This window comes from Agrobacterium sp. Ap1, assembly GCF_017313375.1.
In the GTDB taxonomy this organism is placed as follows: Bacteria; Pseudomonadota; Alphaproteobacteria; order Rhizobiales; family Rhizobiaceae; genus Neorhizobium; species Neorhizobium cellulosilyticum.
Genome location: NZ_JAFLMY010000013.1, coordinates 19791 through 37276, shown reverse-complemented (window position 1 = coordinate 37276; position 17486 = coordinate 19791). Strand labels below are relative to the sequence as shown.

Genomic DNA, 17486 nt, shown 5'->3' with positions numbered 1-17486 from the left:
TGTCAGTCCTCGAATGCTTCAGTTTCGATGCGCCGGCCCAGCATGAAGGCATCGGCCACATGCACCAGCGGCGAAAAGTCGGTATCGCTTTCGTCCTTGGAGACGAGCGCGACGAAATCGCGATAGAGATTGCGATATTCGCGATCTTCCTCGACGATCTGCGCCTCGCCATCGACGATCAGGCGGCTGCCGCCATGGGTCAGCACGACCGAGCCTTCTTCCGTCTCGACGCGGATATCCCAGGTCTGCGGACCGGTCTGGCGCCAGTCGAACTCGGCGGCGATCGGCAGGCCGGACGCGGTTTCGAACGTCAGGTTGGCGGCGATCGGTGCGGCGCGATTGGACGGAATGGTGAGATCCGAATGGGTGAGGTGGAACGTCTCCGGCATGATGCGGGTAACGATCGACAGCGCATTGATGCCCGGGTCGAACACGCCGAGACCACCCGGCTCCCAGATCCAGGCCTGGCCCGGATGCCAGTGACGCACGTCTTCCTTCCAGGAGACCGAAGCGCTTTTGATCTTGCGCTTGGCAAGCAGTGCCCGCGCCGGCTCAACGCCTGCGGCACCGCGGGAATGCCAGGTGGCAAACAGGCTCAAGCCCTTGGACTTGGCCAGCTTTTCCAGCGCAAAGACTTCAGACAGCGTCGCGCCCGGCGGCTTTTCCAGCATCACATGCTTGCCAGCCTCGATCGCGGCCTTGGCCTGGGCGAAGCGCCCCTGCGGCGGCGTGCAGAGCGAGATCGCATCCAGTTCGATGCCGGATGCCAGCATTGCATCGATGTCGTGAAAGCAGTGAACGCCTTCCAGCTTGGCGTTACGGCTGGCGACAGCCGTCAGTTCGATACCGTCGGTCGCTTCGATTGCGCCGAGATGCTGATCCCTGGCGATCTTTCCAAGTCCGACGATGCCGAGACGAATTTTGCTCATGTCAATTTTCCTTAAAGCTTGCGCACGTCAACCGACATCGCCGCGGCGACGGTCAGACGGTTGACGAGCGGCAGCTTGAAGGGCGCAGCATCGATCTCGAACACATCACCTTCTTCGGTATTGATGCCGTGCGAGACGGACAGAGTAGCCGTGCCGAAGAAATGAACGTGCAGGTCGCCCGGCGCGCGGAAGATGTCGTATTTGAAGTTATGGTATTCGAGATTGGCGATCGAGTGCGACATGTTGGCTTCGCCCGACAGGAAGGGCTTCTCGAAGATCACCTCATCACCACGACGAATGCGCGAAGTACCCTCGACGTGATCCGGCAGATCGCCGACCAGAAGCTCCGGCCCGAGCGACGCCTGGCGCAGCTTGGAATGGGCGAGCCACAGATAGTTGCCCTTCTCGGTCACGTGATCGGAAAACTCGTTGGCGAGACAGAAACCGACGCGGAAGGGCGTGCCATCAGGACCGATCAGATAGATGCCGGCAAGTTCCGGCTCTTCGCCACCATCGAGCGCGAAGGAAGGCGAGACGAGATCGGAGCCGGTGGACCTGAGTTGCGAGCCATTGCCCTTGTAGAACCATTCCGGCTGCGCACCAATCTGGCCCGGGGCAGGCTTGCCGCCTTCGACGCCCGACAGGAACATGCGCATGGAATCGGTCGGCTTGTCTTCAGCCTGAGCGGCCTTGTGCATCTTGTCGCGACCATCGGCCGAACCGAGATGCGTCAGACCTGTGCCGGCAACGATGAAATGAGCGGGATCGGGATGCGAGATCGGCAGACCGATACGGCCTTCGCGCGCAGCAAGCTCGACATCGATATCTGCACCAAAGCCGAGCGCTTCGATCTGCGCCGCAAGACTGCGGCCCGCAGCAATTGCCTGCATCGCCAGATCATAGGTCGAAGTCACACCATTGACGACATGGCCGGAGCCCTGCCCCTCCCATGCAACAACCTTGGTTGCACCAGCGTCATCGGCAATCTGCAGAATTCTCAGCATCAAACCCGTCATCCATTTTGTCTGATTTGACATGGCGCCTCCACAGGCCATGCCGTCCTCCTATCAGGTCGCGGACCTGACATCTTTCAAAAATACGACTATTGGATTTGCGCTGCCGATGTCAAGAACGTCTTTTTCCGTAAAGGTAAATCGGCATTGGTCAATTTTCAGGCTATAGGCCCAACCAATACACGCAATTCGCCAACATTTCCGACAGTTTGATCGAATTTTCGGCAAGTCGTTAAATTGGGGGTTGAAAAAGTATTATTATATGCCAATCCTTGCCTCGCCAGTTTGCTTCATCATCTCTGGGAGGATTAAGATGAAAAAAGCTCTCGTCGCGGCAACTGCTGCCGCTATTTTTGCAACTCTTGCATCCGGCGTTTCCGCAAAATCACTGACAGTCGGCTTCTCGCAGATCGGATCTGAATCCGGCTGGCGCGCAGCCGAAACGACTGTGACCAAGCAGGAAGCCGAAAAGCGTGGCGTTACGCTGAAATTTGCTGACGCCCAGCAAAAGCAGGAAAACCAGATCAAGGCGATCCGCGGCTTCATTGCCCAGGGCGTCGACGCCATCCTGATCGCTCCGGTGGTCGCCACCGGCTGGGATGCGGTTCTGAAGGAAGCCAAGGAAGAGAAGATCCCGGTCATTCTTCTCGACCGCGAAATCGAGTCCCCCAAGGATCTTTATCTGACCGCAGTAACCTCCGACCAGGTCTTCGAAGGCAAGGTCGCCGGCGAATGGCTTGCCAAGGACGTCGGCTCCAAGGACTGCAAGGTCGTCGAGCTTCAGGGCACGACCGGCTCTTCGCCGGCAATCAACCGCAAGAAGGGCTTTGAGGAAGGCATCAAGGCTGCGTCCAACATCAAGATCGTGCGCTCGCAGACCGGCGACTTCACCCGCACCAAGGGCAAGGAAGTCATGGAAAGCTTCATCAAGGCGGAAGGCGGCGGCAAGGATATCTGTGCCGTTTACGCCCATAACGACGACATGGCCGTCGGCGCAATCCAGGCGATCAAGGAAGCCGGCCTGAAGCCGGGCACCGACATCAAGATCGTCTCGATCGACGCCGTGCCGGATATCTTCCAGGCTATGGCCAAGGGTGAAGCCAACGCGACCGTCGAACTGACGCCGAACATGGCCGGCCCCGCCTTCGATGCTTTGGAAGCCTATCTGAAGGACAAGAAGGAACCGAAGAAGTGGATCCAGACTGAGTCCAAGCTCTACACTCAGAAGGACGATCCGATGAAGGTCTACGAAGCCAAGAAAGGCCTCGGCTACTGATCTCCCGCTGTCCGGCGCTCTAAGCCGGACAGGATCAATGACCGGAGCGGGATTTCCCGCTTCGGTTTCTCATCAGCATGCGGGACGAAGACATGTCAGCACCACACGCTCTTCTCGAAGCCCGAGGCATCGGCAAATCCTTTTTCGGCATATCCGCCCTTGAAGACGTCGATTTCACCCTTCAGCAGGGCGAGATTCATGCGCTTCTCGGCGAAAACGGCGCAGGCAAATCAACACTGATCAAGATTCTGACCGGTGTCTATCGCCGCGATCGTGGCACGATCTATCTGCAAGGCAACGAGGTTTCCCCCGATGATGTCGCCGCCGCACAGGCGCTCGGCATCGGCACCGTCTATCAGGAGGTCAATCTTCTGGAAAACCTGACGGTAGCGGAAAACCTGTTTCTAGGCCGCCAGCCGCGCCGCTTCGGCATGATTGACCGCCGCACTATGCGCGACCGCTCCAGGGCATTGCTTGCGCGATATGGCCTCGATATCGACGTCGATGCTCTTCTTTCTTCCTATTCCGTCGCGATCCGCCAGATCATCGCGATTGCCCGCGCGGTCGACCTTTCCGGCAAGGTTCTGGTTCTCGACGAACCGACGGCAAGCCTTGACGCCAACGAGGTGAAGGGCCTTTTCACCGTTCTGCGCCAGCTGCGCGAGGACGGCGTCGGCATCGTCATCATCACCCATTTCCTCGATCAGGTTTACGAGATCGCCGATCGCGTCACCGTGCTGCGCAACGGACGACTGGTCGGCAGCCGGGCGATTTCCGAACTGCCGCGCCTCGATCTGATCTCGATGATGCTCGGCCGCGAGCTGCAGCACATCACCCGCGATCATCAGGCAGAGCCGGAAACCATCGACGATCGCGGCGCGCCCTCTATTCAGTTCCAGAATTACGGCAAGAAGGGCAGCGTCGCGCCCTTCGATCTTGATATCAGGCCGGGCGAGGTCGTTGGCATTGCAGGCCTGCTTGGTTCCGGCCGCAGCGAGACCGCTTTTCTGCTTTTCGGCATCGACCGCGCCGACAGCGGCACCGCCACGATCGATGGTCAACAGGTCTCAATCGCCTCGCCGGAAGCCGCTATCGCGAACCGCTTCGGTTTCTGTCCGGAAGAACGCAAGACGGATGGCATCGTCGGCGACCTGTCGGTGGCCGACAATATCGTGCTGGCGCTGCAGGCGCAGCGCGGCTGGATGCGGCCGATCTCGTCAGCCCAGAAGCGCGAACTCGCCGACAGCTTCATCAAGTCTCTCGACATTCGCCCCGCGGACCGCGAACGGCCGATCAAGTTTCTCTCCGGCGGCAACCAGCAGAAGGCGATCCTTGCCCGCTGGCTGGTGACGGAACCACGGCTGCTTATCCTCGACGAGCCGACCCGCGGCATCGATATCGGCGCTCATGCGGAAATCCTGAAAATGATCGAAAGATTGTGCTCCGAGGGCATGTCGCTCGTCGTCATATCTTCCGAGCTGGAAGAACTCACCGCAGTGGCCCACCGCGTTATCGTGCTTTCCGACCGTCGGCATGTCGCCGAGCTTTCGGGCCGCCAACTGACCACCGACGGCATCATAAGGGCGATTGCCGGCACCGGCGAAACGGAGGCCGCATAATGACCTGGTTTACCCGCCGTCTACGTCGCCTGGCACCACAGCTTGTCGCGCTCGCGATCATTCTCGGCATTATCAGTCTCATCGCCCCCGGCTTCCTGACGGTCTCCGTCCAGAACGGGCGGCTTTACGGCAGCCTGATCGACATTCTGGTTCGCGCTGCCCCCGTCGCGCTCCTGACTGTCGGCATGACATTGGTGATTGCAACACGCGGCATCGACCTTTCGATCGGTGCCGTGATCGCCATCTGCGGCGCGGTCGCCGCAACACTGATAAGCGACGGTTATTCGCTTCCGGTTGTGATTGCCGTATCTCTCGGTGTCGGCGTAGTCTGCGGATTGTGGAACGGCGTTCTTGTCGCCGTCCTCGATATCCAGCCGATCATCGCAACGCTTATCCTGATGGTGGCCGGCCGCGGCATAGCCCAGCTGATCACCGAGGGCGTCATCCTCACCTTCAACGATGACACATTTGCAGCACTCGGCTCCGGCTCACTCGCCGGCATTCCAATCCCGATCTATCTCTGGGTCGGAACCGCACTCGTCATCGGCCTGCTGATGCGACGCACCGCCCTCGGCTTCCTGATCGAGGCGACCGGCATCAACCGTCGCGCGGCAAGCCTTGCCGGTGTGCGTGCTCGCTTCCTGCTCTTCTCGGCCTATGCGATCTCCGGCCTCTGCGCCGCCATCGCCGGCATGATCGTCACAGCAGATATTCGCGGCGCCGACGCCAACAATGCCGGTCTCTGGCTGGAACTCGATGCGATCCTCGCAGTCGTGGTCGGCGGCACGTCGCTCAATGGCGGACGTTTCTCGATCACCGCCTCGCTGATCGGCGCGCTGATCATCCAGTCGATCAATACCGGCATTCTCGTTTCGGGCTTTCCGCCGGAATTCAACCTCATCATCAAGGCAGGCATCATCATCGTGGTGCTGACGCTGCAATCGCCGGCGATCATGACCATCTTCGGTTTCATCAAGGCCACCCGGCGAAGTGACAAGCTCAACCACGGCACGAAGGAGGCGACACGATGATCCATGCCCGCAACCTGCCCTTCATCACCACGCTGGCGATCTTCGTCATCGCCTACGGGCTCTGCGTCCTGCAGTTTCCCAACATGCTGTCGACGCGGGTAATCGGCAACCTTCTGACCGACAACGCCTTTTTGGGCATCGCTGCAGTAGGGATGACCTTCGTCATCCTATCGGGCGGCATCGATCTTTCGGTCGGTTCGGTCATCGCCTTCACCAGCGTCTTTGTCGCCGTTTTGGTCGGCTCCTTCGGCGTGCATCCGCTCACCGCCTTCCTTGCGGCACTGGTCATCTCCACCCTGTTCGGCTGTTTGATGGGTGCGATGATCCGTTACTTGATGATCCCGCCCTTCGTGGTGACGCTTGCCGGCATGTTCCTTGCCCGTGGCGCGGCCTATCTCGTGTCCACCCAGTCCGTGCCGATCACCCATGAATTCATCGACACCATGCTCGGCTTTTACATCCGCTTCCCCGGTGGCGGACGGCTGACGCTGCTTGCCATGGTGATGCTCTTAGTCTTTGCCGTCGGCATCATCGTCGCCTCGCGCACCCGCTTCGGCGCCAATGTCTATGCGATCGGCGGCAATCTTCAGTCAGCCGAGCTGATGGGCGTGCCAGTGGGTGCGACGACGATCCGCATCTACGCCTTGTCGGGCTTCCTGTCCGGTCTCGCCGGCATCGTCTATACGCTTTACACATCCTCCGGTTATTCGCTGGCGACGGTCGGTGTCGAACTCGATGCGATTGCCGCTGTGGTGATCGGAGGCACGTTGCTGACCGGCGGCGTCGGCCTGGTTGCCGGCACGTTCATTGGCATCCTGCTGCAGGGGCTGATCCAGACCTACATCGTCTTCGACGGAACACTGTCCTCCTGGTGGACGAAAATCGTCATCGGCATCCTGTTATTCGTATTCATTGTGTTGCAGCGCACCATCATCTGGTATTCGGACCGCCGACTTGCGGTACGACAATTGAAGGAAGTTTGATTTTGGGTCTTCTGGAAACGACCATCAGCGGCCGGAAGCGGCGCGGCAACCACGCCCATGTGGTCGCCGAGCTCGGGCGCGGTATCGTCTCCGGCAAGATACCGGAAGGCTCGCTCCTGCCCGGCGATGCGGAGCTTTCGGGCCGTTTCGGCGTCTCCCGCACCGTTCTGCGCGAGGCGATGAAGACGCTTTCCGCCAAACGGCTGATCGAAGCAAAGGCAAAGGTCGGCACGCGCGTGCTGCCGCGGGACAGCTGGAATTTCTTTGATTCGGATGTCCTCGGCTGGCGTTTCGAGAGCGGGCTGGATTACGAATTCATCGAACATCTTGCCGAGATCCGCCTTGCCCTTGAACCGGCAGCAGCCTCCGCAGCTGCGGCCCGCGCCACAAGCGACGACATCGTCGCGCTCTATGCGATCGCGGCGAAATTCGACAACCTCAACCACACGCCGGAATCGATCGCAAAGGTGGATCTCGAATTCCATCTGGCCATCGCCCGCATGTCCGGTAACCCGTTCATGCGTTCGGCGAGCGCACTGATCGAAGCGGCACTCGCGATTTCGTTCGAACTCTCGTCCCCCGCCGCTTCACCGGAAACAATCGACGAAGTGGCGACCAACCATTTGCGGATCGTCCATGCCATCGCCTCGCGTGATCCGGCCAAGGCGATGTCGGCAATGCGGCATGTGATCGAGGTCGGCAAGAGCCGTATTCGCGGATCGCTCCGCGGCTCGGATAAGAACGCGATCGACACCCGCAAGCCTGTCACGGTCAACAATAGTTGACTTCATAACTCATGAATGATCTTAGTCCGGGGAGACGATAGATATTCCGGACAACCGCCATGCTTCACCAGACCCGAGGCCGCATTACCCGTGACAACGGTGCCGCAATCGATGCGCTGAAGAAACGCGCAGCCGAGTGGGAAGTGCCGCTGACGCAGGAAGCAAAAGGTTTCTGCTTCCATGTCTGGAATTCCAAGGCAACGCTTTATCCGGACGAAACCGGCGTCACGATCGAGATCTCGTCGCCCGAACAGCGTCTGCTGCAGACCCTTCAGGGCAGCCTGACCGAGCTTTTCGAAGAATGTCTCCTCTGCCCGAAATGGGATGAAGTGGCCGAAGGCGCGCTCGCACCCGGCATGTCGCTGATGCAGGTCGCATCCATCACCAAACGGTCGCCCGGCTTCACCCGCGTGCGCCTCGAAGGGCACGATACGGAACGTTTTGGGGAAGGCTGCAGCTACCACTTCCGCCTCCTTATCCCCCGCAAGGGCCGCCCACCCTGCTGGCCGCGCATCGCTGCATCCGGCCGCACCGTATGGCCAGAGGGTGACGACGCCCTGCACCGGCCCGTCTACACCACCGTGGCTTATGGCCAGAACTGGCTCGAATTCGACATCTTCGAACACGCTGGCAGCCCGACATCCGCCTGGCTGGCGGAAGATCCGGTCGGACGGACGATCGGCATCATCGGTCCTGGCGGCGGCGGCTGCCCCGAAAGCCGCAACCTTGTCCTTTTCGGCGATGAAACCGCCGTGCCGGCCATCATCCGGATCCTTCAGGAAGCCTCAGGCGACGTCCGCGCATTTATCAAGGCAAGCCGTGAGGATCTCTGCGAACTCGCGGCCGATCACAGGGTCTCGACCGTCGACGATCTGATCCCGGCTCTGGAGGCTATCAACTTGGTCGACGGCGCTTATGTGTGGTTTGCAGGGCATGCAGATCAGGCACGCGTTGCGCGCGCATGCCTGACCGCTCGCGGCATGCAGAAACGTGATTTCACGGCCGCCGCCTACTGGAATTGAGCAGCCGGGCGGAACCTCTGAAAGCAGAAGCAGTAGAGGGATTTGCCACGCTCGGACATGCCGGGATGCACGGGAATTTTTGATGTCCCTGTTTTAAGGTATCCTAATACCCGCAAGCACAGGAATTGCTCGAATTAACCTTACCCCGTAACCTCGCTTGGTATTCTTGCTTGCTCAAAGCTGAAAAATGGGCACTTTTCATTAAATAAGAGCGCTCGCGGAGCTAATAGTGCCGCAAAGTGGAGGCGTCACAGCAATGTCGCGGTCGCCCTTTAGTGCGTGTTTCTGAATCGGATAATTGAGGTGCGGGCATGACTTACGAATCCGCCAGACTTATGTCTGAGGCTATAACGCTTTCTTCAGCGGCGGTTTTCTACTCCTTGATCGACGCCCTGGTCGAAAAGGGAATTCTGACCGGCGAGGAGGAAAAGGAAATCTACCTCTCTGCCATGGACAAGATCAGTGAGGTGGCCGGCGATGACGAAGACGGCACGCACGAACTCGCCCGCGAACTGATCGAACAGCAGATCGCTGATCGCGAGCTCTGAGCCAACTCTGGGCCAACGTGCTGCGAGCAACATCGTCTCCATCATCGAGTTCCCGCATCCGCGGAAGCTCTTCTGAACTCAGAAGAATGAAACGGCCAGCACAAGCAGAAGCGAGCTGGCCATCACGGTCGCTGCGAATGCACCGTTCCATTTGAGGACGATCGTCGTAGCCGAGGTGGATGTCAGGCGCGCCATGGTAATCGTCATCGCGCTGATCGGCGAAAGCGCGATCCCCGCCGCCCAGCCGAGCGAAAGCGCCAGTGCCAGCAGCATCGGATGAGCATTGCCGAAGGCGGCTGCCCCGAACAACTGGGCGAGAAACACCACCACGATCGAATGCGGCACGAAGAGAAGCGCGCTCGCCGCGATCGCCACGATGCACAGACCTGCCAGCAGCGAAGGCGGTAACTGGTTCAACTCTGCCAGAAAATCTCCCCTGCCATCGAGGAAGACGACAGCCGTTGCCCCGATGACGCTGGCCGAGAGATAGATAGCACTCTCCGTCCGCATCACCGACATGTTGCCGACCATGCCTTTGACCTCGCGTGCGAGCCCCGAAATCGGCACACGCTGCTCGTAAACGATCCAGCCGAGAGCAAACAGCGGCAGGAGGATCAGCGAGGCGACAAGCGGACTTACATCGATCGCAGCGTGTATCGCCAGCGTGCCGCCAAACAGCCCGACGCAGGCGCAAAGCGTTATCGCAAGCGGCCCGGCCGATGGCCTGTCACCGTCGTCGAGCACAGCATTGATTGTCTGGCCTGTCACCTCGGTGTGGAAGAACGTCGTCACGAGGATCAAAGCCGCAGCAGTCGCGAAGGCGGCAATGATAAAAGCCGTCGGCGCGAGATTGGGAATGGACTGGGTGATGATGGCAAAACCGACACCGAGCGGCGACCAGATCGTCATCAGAACCGTTCCGCGCATGGCCGCAAGCAGGATGGAACGACGCTCACCCTGCCGGTCCTGACCTTCGGTCGCCTTTGCCACCATCTGCCCGAGCAGCGAGATGATGCCGATATTGAAGAGCAGGCTAAGCAGATGGCTGCCGACCTTCACCGCCTGGTAACGCCTACGCCCGGGCATGCTCATCAGATATTCCGCCGCATTCCTGATGATGTCCGAACGTCCGACCGCATAACGCAGCATGCCGAGCACAGACAGGAACGAGGAGAAGCCGACGCCCTGGTAGAGCGCGCGCTCCACGATCGCAGCCTTGCCGGCCGGAAGCAGGAATTCCGACGTTGCGCAGAGTATGAAGCCGGCGGTGACGAACACTTTGGCAATCGTCGCAAGCCGTTTCCAATCCGACAGCACCGCCACTGTGGCCAGAGCAGCGGCAGCCCGGAGCAGCCATACGGACCCCGAGGTCACATTTGCAAGAACGAAGAGAAACGCACCTGTGAGGGTAAGTACATCTGCCCAGCTGATAACCTGCTGCTTTTGCAGCGTTGCGGCTGAGGCACCCTTGCTCATGGATGGATAACTCCGGGACAGGCTCCGACCCGACACGCATGTGCGGAACGACGAGAAATCTTGAAATGGAATTCGGTGATATCAACAATCTGCAGTACGCGGCGATGCCCTGCCTGCAGGACAAACACCGAAATGCTGCATTGCAGCACAACATTGGAAAAGTCCAGCATTCGCAGAGCGAAAGCGCCTGCTGCGACGCAAACAATACGCGTTTCACGCAGGTTGATGACCTATACACACAATTACGAAGTGCCGCTCAACGCGGCAGATCGCCTCGGTGGTGATTTTTAGGGCAACTGCATTCCTTGGCAGGCATGACTTCGCGATCGGTGAGCCAAGCGCATCCGAAGCACGATCGACTTAACTCGCCTGAGGTCAGGAAGCCTGCGACTCGTCATCCTCGCGGGGCCGTTCTTCCGGGCCGATCGGATATTTGCGCGGAACACCATGGCTGCGGGCCGTGCGATCCCGGTGCAGGGCTGCACGCGCCAGAAGCATGAAGGTGATCGGCGTTGTGAAGGTAACGAAAATGCCGATCAGGATTTCATGGATGACAAGCCGCGAAGACGCGGCGGTGAAATAGATCATCGATGCAAGCATGATGCCGCCGATACCCCAGCTGGTGCCAAGCGCCGGCGCATGCAGCCGTTCGTAGAAGGACGGCAGGCGCAGGAAACCGATCGCACCGATCAGCGCAAGAGCTGCGCCGACGAGAAGGAAAAAAGCCACCGCAAATGCGACGGGTAGGGGAAGGTCTACTGCAGGATAGATCATTCGATCACCTCCCCGCGCATCAGGAATTTTGCCAGCGCCACGGTGGAAACGAACCCGAGCAGGCCGATCACCAGCGCCGCCTCGAAATAGATGACCCGACCCGTGCCGATGCCGAATGTCACGAGCAGCAGCATTGCGTTGATATAGATCGTGTCGAGACCGATGATCCTGTCCTGTGCCCGCGGGCCGCGGAACATCCGGATTGCGGCGATCGCCATGGCGACGACAAGCATGAATTGCGCAATGGCGACTGCGGTATAGATGATGACGGCACTCATGCGAATATCTCCATCAGCAACTTTTCATAGCGGTTCTTGATCGTTGCGATCCACTGCTCTTCCTCATCGAGATTGAGCACATGCATAAGGATCGAACCGTCATAGGAATCATATTCCAGCCAGACTGATCCGGGCGTGCTCGTCAGGATGATCGCCAAAAGCGCCAGCGCGGTGCGGTCCTTGATCTCCAGTGGGATCGTCAGGAAACCGGCCTTCCCACCCTTCGTTCGGCCCCGGATGATCAGCCACGCCACCGCGATGTTGGAAAGCGCGATATCGTAAAGCACGATGAAGAACAGCTTGGGCAGAAGGTACCACTTGTTCAGCTTCGGTTTGTCCGGCCTAAGCGACGCCATCGCCCAGGAGGCAAATACCGCAACCAGCGCGCCGAGGATCAGATGTCCGAGCGTGAAGCTGTTGAGCAGCATCCACATCAGCGTCAGCGAGATCGTCAGGATCGGATAGGGAAGCATCAGTGCCCCCCCCCTGTGCCGTCATCGACACCCGGCACGACCGTCGCATTGCGCACCGCGTCGATATAGAGGCTCGGATTGCTGAGCGTACGGATGGTCGTATCCATATACTGCATCGCCGAGTTGGCCTGAACCGTCAGGAACAGAGTCAGCGCCAGAAGGAACATTACCGGCACGATCTCGATCACCAGAACCCTTGGCACTACGCCTTCGAGCGAGGTCCAGAAAGTACGGATACCGACGCGCGTCATCGAAATCAGCGCTGCGACACCGGACAGGATGACGAGGATGATCAGCGTCCAGACGGGGGCAGTTGGCGGAACACCGATCGCACCGGTGCCCATCATTGCCGACAGCATGGCGAACTTGGCGATGAAGCCCGAGAGCGGCGGCAGGCCGGAGAGAAGAATGCCGCACATGGCAAAGCAGGTACCGAGGATCGCCATCGTGCCGGGCATGGTAACACCATCGCCCTCTTCCGGCTCGTCCTCGTCGGCATCGCCATAGGCTTCCATCGTCACGGCAAGAACGTTGGCGCCTGCATCCTGGCTTCGTTCGACAAGCTCGATCAGCATGAAGAAGGCGCTGATCGTCAGTGTCGAACTGACCAGATAAAGCAGCGCACCCGAGGACACCGCACCATCATTGATGCCGAGAACCATCAGCAGCGTGCCTGAAGACACAAGCACCGAAAAGCCGGCCAACCTGCCGAGTGCCTGCGATGCCAGGATACCGATCGTACCGAAGATCAGCGTCGCCATGCCGCCATAGAGCAGCACCGTGGAACCGAAGCCGGCCGACGGCCCGTTATCGAAGAGGAGCATGGTCAGCCGCAGGATGACATAGATGCCCAGCTTGCTGAGGATGGCAAAAACGCCGGCAACCGGGGCCGAAGCTGCGCTATAGGCCGTGGGCAGCCAGAAGCAGAGCGGCCACATGCCGGCCTTGATCAGGAAGGCAATGCCGAGCACCCCGGCCCCCGCCTCCATCAGCATTCTGCGATCCGCTTCCATGTCCGGAATACGGGCCGCGAGATCCGCCATATTGAGCGTGCCGGCCGTGCCGTAGATCAGGCTGACGCCGATCAGGAAGAGCAGCGCTGCCGCAAGGTTGACCGCGATATAGTGCATCCCGGCCTTGACGCGCAGCTGACCCGAACCGTGCAGCAACAGACCATAGGATGCCGCGAGCATCACCTCGAAGAAAACGAAGAGATTGAACAGGTCGCCGGTCAGGAAAGCGCCGTTCACGCCCATCAGCAGCAACTGGAACATCGAATGAAAATGCGAGCCCATCGCATGCCAGCGCGCCAGCGAATAGACGAGTGCGGCGACAGCGACCGACGCTGTCAGAAGCAGCATCAGGGCAGACAGGCCGTCCAGCACGAGAACGATACCGAACGGCGCCGACCAGTTGCCGAGCAGATAGACACCTTCGTAGCCGTTCGGGCCGCTTTCGATGCGGAAAAGAATGAAGGCGACCGTCAGAAGCAGAAGCATCGAGACGAGGCTTACCATCGCCTTGGTCACGCGCTGTCGTTCATCGATGACAACCAGGATGGCCGCTGCCACAAGCGGGATCAGGATCGGTGCGATGATGAGGTGATGCGACCAGCCGTTCATCGCTTCTCCCCTCTGCCGTCCACATGGTCGGTGCCGGTCATGCCGCGTGAAGCGAGCAGGACAACGAGGAAGAGTGCCGTCGTTGCAAATCCGATGACGATGGCGGTCAGCACCAGCGCCTGCGGCACCGGATCGGCCAGAACGTCATGCCCGCCCCCTTCACTCAGAATTGGCGGAACATTCGTCTTCACGCCACCGACGCTGAAGATGAACAGGTTCACTGCATAAGACAGGAGCGAGAGCCCGATGATGACTTGATAGGTGCGCGGACGCAGGATGAGCCACACGCCGCAACTGGTCATGACGCCGATGGCGATGGAAAGGATGATCTCCATTAGCTCTCCTTCGCCTTTTCGGCCTCGATCGTGCGAAGGCGGGTTATGCGGATGGACTGGTGCGCAAGCGCGACGAGAATAAGCACCGTCGACCCTACCACCAGAAGGAACACCCCGAGATCGAAGAGCAACGCCGTTGCAGCCGGCACCTTGCCGATGAGCGGCAGCGTCAGATACTGCGAATGGGACGTCAGGAACGGATAGCCGAGGAACCATGCGCCTATGCCCGTGAGCGTGGCGATGATCAGCCCGAGCCCCATCCACCAGAGTGGCAGGATGCGGATGCGGTCTTCCGCCCAGCGCGTACCGCCCGCCAGATATTGCAGCAGGAAGGCGATCGACAGCGTCAACCCGGCCGAGAAGCCGCCGCCCGGCAAATCATGCCCGCGTATGAAGAGATAGACGGCAAAGGTGATGATGACCGGGAACATCCACTGCATGATCACCGATGGCACGAGCAGGTATTCGCGCACCGTATCGCCTGCGTTCCGCTCCGGCCGCTCCTCATCAAAACGGTTCTGGATCCGCTGCTGTTCAGGCATGACCATCGTGTCAGGCGCCGGACGGAAACGGCGGAGAAGCGCGAAGACGGTGAGTGCAACGATGCCGAGAACAACGATTTCGCCGAGCGTATCGAACCCGCGGAAATCGACGAGAATAACGTTGACGACATTGCGACCACCACCTTCGGAATAGGCGTTCTCCAGGAAGTAGGTCGCGATCGCATCCGGCACCGGCATTGTCATGACGGCATAGGCAATGAAGGTCATGCCGATACCGCAGATGATTGCAATCAGCAGGTCGCGGAAACGCCGGAAACGGGCGCGGAAGGTCACTGATTCATCCATCTTCTCCGTCCGCTTGGGCAGCCAGCGCAGGCCGAGAAGAATGAGAACGGTGGTAACGATCTCGACCAGCAGCTGGGTGATCGCGAGATCCGGAGCTGAAAGCCAGACAAACGTGATGCAGACGATAAGCCCGATGCCGCCCAACATGACCAGTGCGGCAAGCCGGTGGTATTTGGCGAGATAGGCCGTTCCGAGCGCAAGGCAGATACCGATCAGCCAGATGCCGGCAAACACCTTGTCGACGCCCGAAAAGACGAAGGTCCGTGGCTCGAAACCGGAATGCCAGAGCGGCAGCAGTCCCGCCAGGAAACCGGTCACGACAACCCAGCGCAATTGCGGCTGCAGATTGCGCGTACCGATCCGCTGCTCGGCCATGCGCGCCCAGCGCCATGAAACCTCGACCAGTATGCGCTCGAAGATGCGCTGGCCCTTGAGCCGCCGGATCAGCGGAGGCCCATCCTCGCAGGTCGCAAGATAATGGCGCAGGACGAAATAGAGCGCCGCACCGCCTGCGAGCGCGATAAGGCTCATGATCAGCGGCAGATTGAAGCCGTGCCACATGGAAAGGCTGTATTCCGGCGTCTGCGTACCGAGCACGCTGACCACAGCCGTATGCAGGAACGGCCCGACCGAAAATGCCGGCACGATCCCGACGATCAGGCAGATGACGACCAGCAGCTCGATCGGAAAACGCATCCAGCGCGGCGGTTCGTGCGGCGTATCCTTCGGCAGATTGGTTGGCGACGGACCGAAGAAGACCGTATGGATGAAGCGCAGCGAATAGGCGACGCTGAACGCGCCGGCAAGCGTTGCGACATAGGGGAGGATGATGTCGAGAACCGAATCCGCATGCGTCTCGATTGCCTCGGCGAAGAACATTTCCTTTGACAGGAAGCCGTTGAGCAGCGGCACGCCCGCCATAGCCGCGCTCGCCACCATGGCAAGCGTCGCTGTATATGGCAGATAGCGGAATAGCCCGCTTAATCGCCGCATGTCGCGCGTTCCGGTCTCATGATCGATGATACCGGCCGCCATGAACAGCGATGCCTTGAAGGTCGCGTGGTTGAGCATGTGGAAGATCGCCGCCACCGTGGCCAGCGGACTTCCGAGACTGAGCAGCGTAGTGATCAGCCCGAGATGGCTTATGGTCGAATAGGCAAGAAGCCCTTTCAGATCCTGCTGGAAGATCGCGAAAAATGCGCCGAGCAGAAGCGTAACAATGCCGGCGGCTCCCAGAATGAAGAACCATTCGTAGGTACCGGAAAGGGCGGGCGAAAAACGTGCCAGCAGGAAGACCCCGGCCTTCACCATGGTTGCCGAATGAAGGAAGGCGGACACTGGCGTGGGCGCCGCCATGGCATTCGGCAGCCAGAAATGAAACGGAAACTGCGCACTTTTCGTCAGCGCACCGAGCAGGATGAAGACCAGCGCCGGAACATAGAGCGAGTGGCTGCGGATCAGATCACCCGAGGCGAGGATCTTGTCGAGATCGTAGCTGCCGACAATATTGCCAAGCAGAAGAAGGCCGATCAGCAGGCAGAAACCGCCAATACCGGTGATCGTCAGGGCCATACGGGCGCCATCGCGCGCCGCAGCCGAGTTGTTCCAGTAGCTGATCAGAAGGAAGGACGAGATGCTCGTCAGTTCCCAGAAGATCGATAGCAGGATCACATTCCCGGAAAGCACGATGCCGAGCATCGCCCCCATGAATGCGAGAAAGAAGGAAAAGAACCGCGGAACCGGATCTTCCTCGGACATGTAGTAGCGGGCGTAAACCGTAACCAGGAAGCCGATGCCGTTGATCAGCACGCAGAACATCCAGGCGAAACCGTCCAGACGCAGCGAAAAATTCAGCCCGAGCTGAGGGATCCATTCTATGGTGTAACGAAGGACATTGCCGTCGGTCACCTGCGGATAGGCAAGCACGGTAATGACGAGGCAGCCGAACGCCACCAGCGAGGCCAGTCGCGACGGCAAAGCCGTCGATGCCGTGTTCAGGAGCAGTACGGAAAGGAGACTTCCGATAAACGGCAGGGCCAGCAGCAAGACAAGAAAGTGCGGCGCAAGCGTTATCCCAATGTCCCATCCCTTCATTCTCGAGGCATTTCAGTCCTTTATCATGTAATGGGGTGCCCCACTAGCCAACCGGATCAAACTGCCATATATGATTTATTCTGACCAATATGGGCAATTTGGAACAATGGGTCAACCGGATCAGGGAAAGATTTTGTCACCGGCGCTCTGTCGGGCAGGCCGTGGCTTCCTCGACTGGACGCAAGGCGATCTGGCGGATCGCTCAGGCGTGTCCCGCAGCACGATCAGGGACTATGAAGGTGATCGCCATGAGGTTCACCGCTCGACCGAAGCCCAGCTCAGGCGCGCCTTCGAAGAGGGCGGGCTGGCTTTCGTGACAGTGGAAGATGGCTGTGTCGCCATTTGCCCCAAGGACAAGAAAACGGCTTCCGACTGACATC

The 17486-nt window shown here is 59.6% G+C and carries 17 protein-coding genes; 8 read left to right on the top strand and 9 right to left on the bottom strand.

The genetic code is table 11. The features are described from left to right. Nucleotides 1-2: 2 nt before the first annotated feature. Entirely contained in the window at nt 3-929 is a 927-nt protein-coding gene (locus tag JZX87_RS21625; protein ID WP_206827944.1) for a Gfo/Idh/MocA family protein, read from the bottom strand. An 11-nt stretch (nt 930-940) separates the two neighbouring features. Then, nucleotides 941-1933, bottom strand: a complete 993-nt coding sequence (araD1, locus tag JZX87_RS21620) for an AraD1 family protein (RefSeq protein ID WP_206828032.1) — start codon at nt 1931-1933, stop codon at nt 941-943. A gap of 316 nt (nt 1934-2249) precedes the next feature. Here araD1 and ytfQ point away from each other — a divergent pair, with 316 nt between their 5' ends. The 7 genes from ytfQ (at nt 2250) to JZX87_RS21585 (ending at nt 9206) form a co-directional block, all read left to right on the top strand. Continuing rightward, entirely contained in the window at nt 2250-3218 is a 969-nt protein-coding gene (gene ytfQ / locus JZX87_RS21615; RefSeq protein ID WP_373289457.1) for a galactofuranose ABC transporter, galactofuranose-binding protein YtfQ, read from the top strand. Between the two features lie 92 nt (nt 3219-3310). Then, on the top strand, nt 3311-4837 hold the full coding sequence (locus JZX87_RS21610) for a sugar ABC transporter ATP-binding protein (RefSeq protein WP_206827943.1): 1527 nt from the start codon (nt 3311-3313) through the stop codon (nt 4835-4837). Next, nucleotides 4837-5868: an ABC transporter permease gene (locus JZX87_RS21605; RefSeq protein WP_206827942.1), complete on the top strand. Its 1032-nt coding sequence runs from the start codon at nt 4837-4839 to the stop codon at nt 5866-5868. Before JZX87_RS21610 ends, JZX87_RS21605 begins: the two co-directional genes overlap by 1 nt. Next, nucleotides 5865-6851, top strand: a complete 987-nt coding sequence (yjfF, locus tag JZX87_RS21600; protein ID WP_206827941.1) for a galactofuranose ABC transporter, permease protein YjfF — start codon at nt 5865-5867, stop codon at nt 6849-6851. The genes JZX87_RS21605 and yjfF overlap by 4 nt, the downstream gene beginning before the upstream one ends. A gap of 2 nt (nt 6852-6853) precedes the next feature. Continuing rightward, on the top strand, nt 6854-7636 hold the full coding sequence (locus tag JZX87_RS21595; RefSeq protein WP_183829313.1) for a FadR/GntR family transcriptional regulator: 783 nt from the start codon (nt 6854-6856) through the stop codon (nt 7634-7636). A gap of 59 nt (nt 7637-7695) precedes the next feature. Then, on the top strand, nt 7696-8658 hold the full coding sequence (locus JZX87_RS21590) for a siderophore-interacting protein (RefSeq protein WP_206827940.1): 963 nt from the start codon (nt 7696-7698) through the stop codon (nt 8656-8658). Between the two features lie 311 nt (nt 8659-8969). After that, nucleotides 8970-9206 (top strand): hypothetical protein, encoded by a 237-nt coding sequence (locus JZX87_RS21585; protein ID WP_148147705.1) that lies wholly within the window; start codon nt 8970-8972, stop codon nt 9204-9206. A gap of 78 nt (nt 9207-9284) precedes the next feature. On the opposite strand, the gene JZX87_RS21580 is transcribed toward JZX87_RS21585, so the two are convergent. From JZX87_RS21580 to JZX87_RS21550, 7 genes are all read right to left on the bottom strand, one after another. Next, nucleotides 9285-10682: a hypothetical protein gene (locus JZX87_RS21580; RefSeq protein WP_206827939.1), complete on the bottom strand. Its 1398-nt coding sequence runs from the start codon at nt 10680-10682 to the stop codon at nt 9285-9287. A gap of 375 nt (nt 10683-11057) precedes the next feature. Then, a complete protein-coding gene (gene mnhG, locus JZX87_RS21575; RefSeq protein WP_183686373.1) occupies nt 11058-11456 on the bottom strand; it encodes a monovalent cation/H(+) antiporter subunit G in 399 nt (132 codons plus the stop codon). Continuing rightward, nucleotides 11453-11734, bottom strand: a complete 282-nt coding sequence (locus JZX87_RS21570; protein WP_112505878.1) for a K+/H+ antiporter subunit F — start codon at nt 11732-11734, stop codon at nt 11453-11455. Before JZX87_RS21570 ends, mnhG begins: the two co-directional genes overlap by 4 nt. Then, complete coding sequence (locus tag JZX87_RS21565) at nt 11731-12207, bottom strand: Na+/H+ antiporter subunit E (RefSeq protein ID WP_148147703.1); 477 nt, start codon at nt 12205-12207, stop codon at nt 11731-11733. The genes JZX87_RS21570 and JZX87_RS21565 overlap by 4 nt, the downstream gene beginning before the upstream one ends. Next, nucleotides 12207-13829, bottom strand: a complete 1623-nt coding sequence (locus JZX87_RS21560; protein ID WP_148147702.1) for a monovalent cation/H+ antiporter subunit D — start codon at nt 13827-13829, stop codon at nt 12207-12209. The genes JZX87_RS21565 and JZX87_RS21560 overlap by 1 nt, the downstream gene beginning before the upstream one ends. Continuing rightward, nucleotides 13826-14164 carry a Na+/H+ antiporter subunit C gene (locus JZX87_RS21555; protein WP_183829326.1) on the bottom strand — a complete coding sequence of 113 codons (339 nt, stop codon included), beginning with the start codon at nt 14162-14164 and terminating at the stop codon, nt 13826-13828. The genes JZX87_RS21560 and JZX87_RS21555 overlap by 4 nt, the downstream gene beginning before the upstream one ends. Next, nucleotides 14164-17085: a monovalent cation/H+ antiporter subunit A gene (locus tag JZX87_RS21550; RefSeq protein ID WP_206828031.1), complete on the bottom strand. Its 2922-nt coding sequence runs from the start codon at nt 17083-17085 to the stop codon at nt 14164-14166. The genes JZX87_RS21555 and JZX87_RS21550 overlap by 1 nt, the downstream gene beginning before the upstream one ends. Nucleotides 17086-17167: 82 nt before the next feature. On the opposite strand from JZX87_RS21550, the gene JZX87_RS21545 reads away from it, so the two are divergent. Beyond that, nucleotides 17168-17482, top strand: coding sequence for a helix-turn-helix transcriptional regulator (locus JZX87_RS21545; RefSeq protein WP_206828030.1), 315 nt, complete (start codon nt 17168-17170; stop codon nt 17480-17482). Nucleotides 17483-17486: the final 4 nt, after the last annotated feature.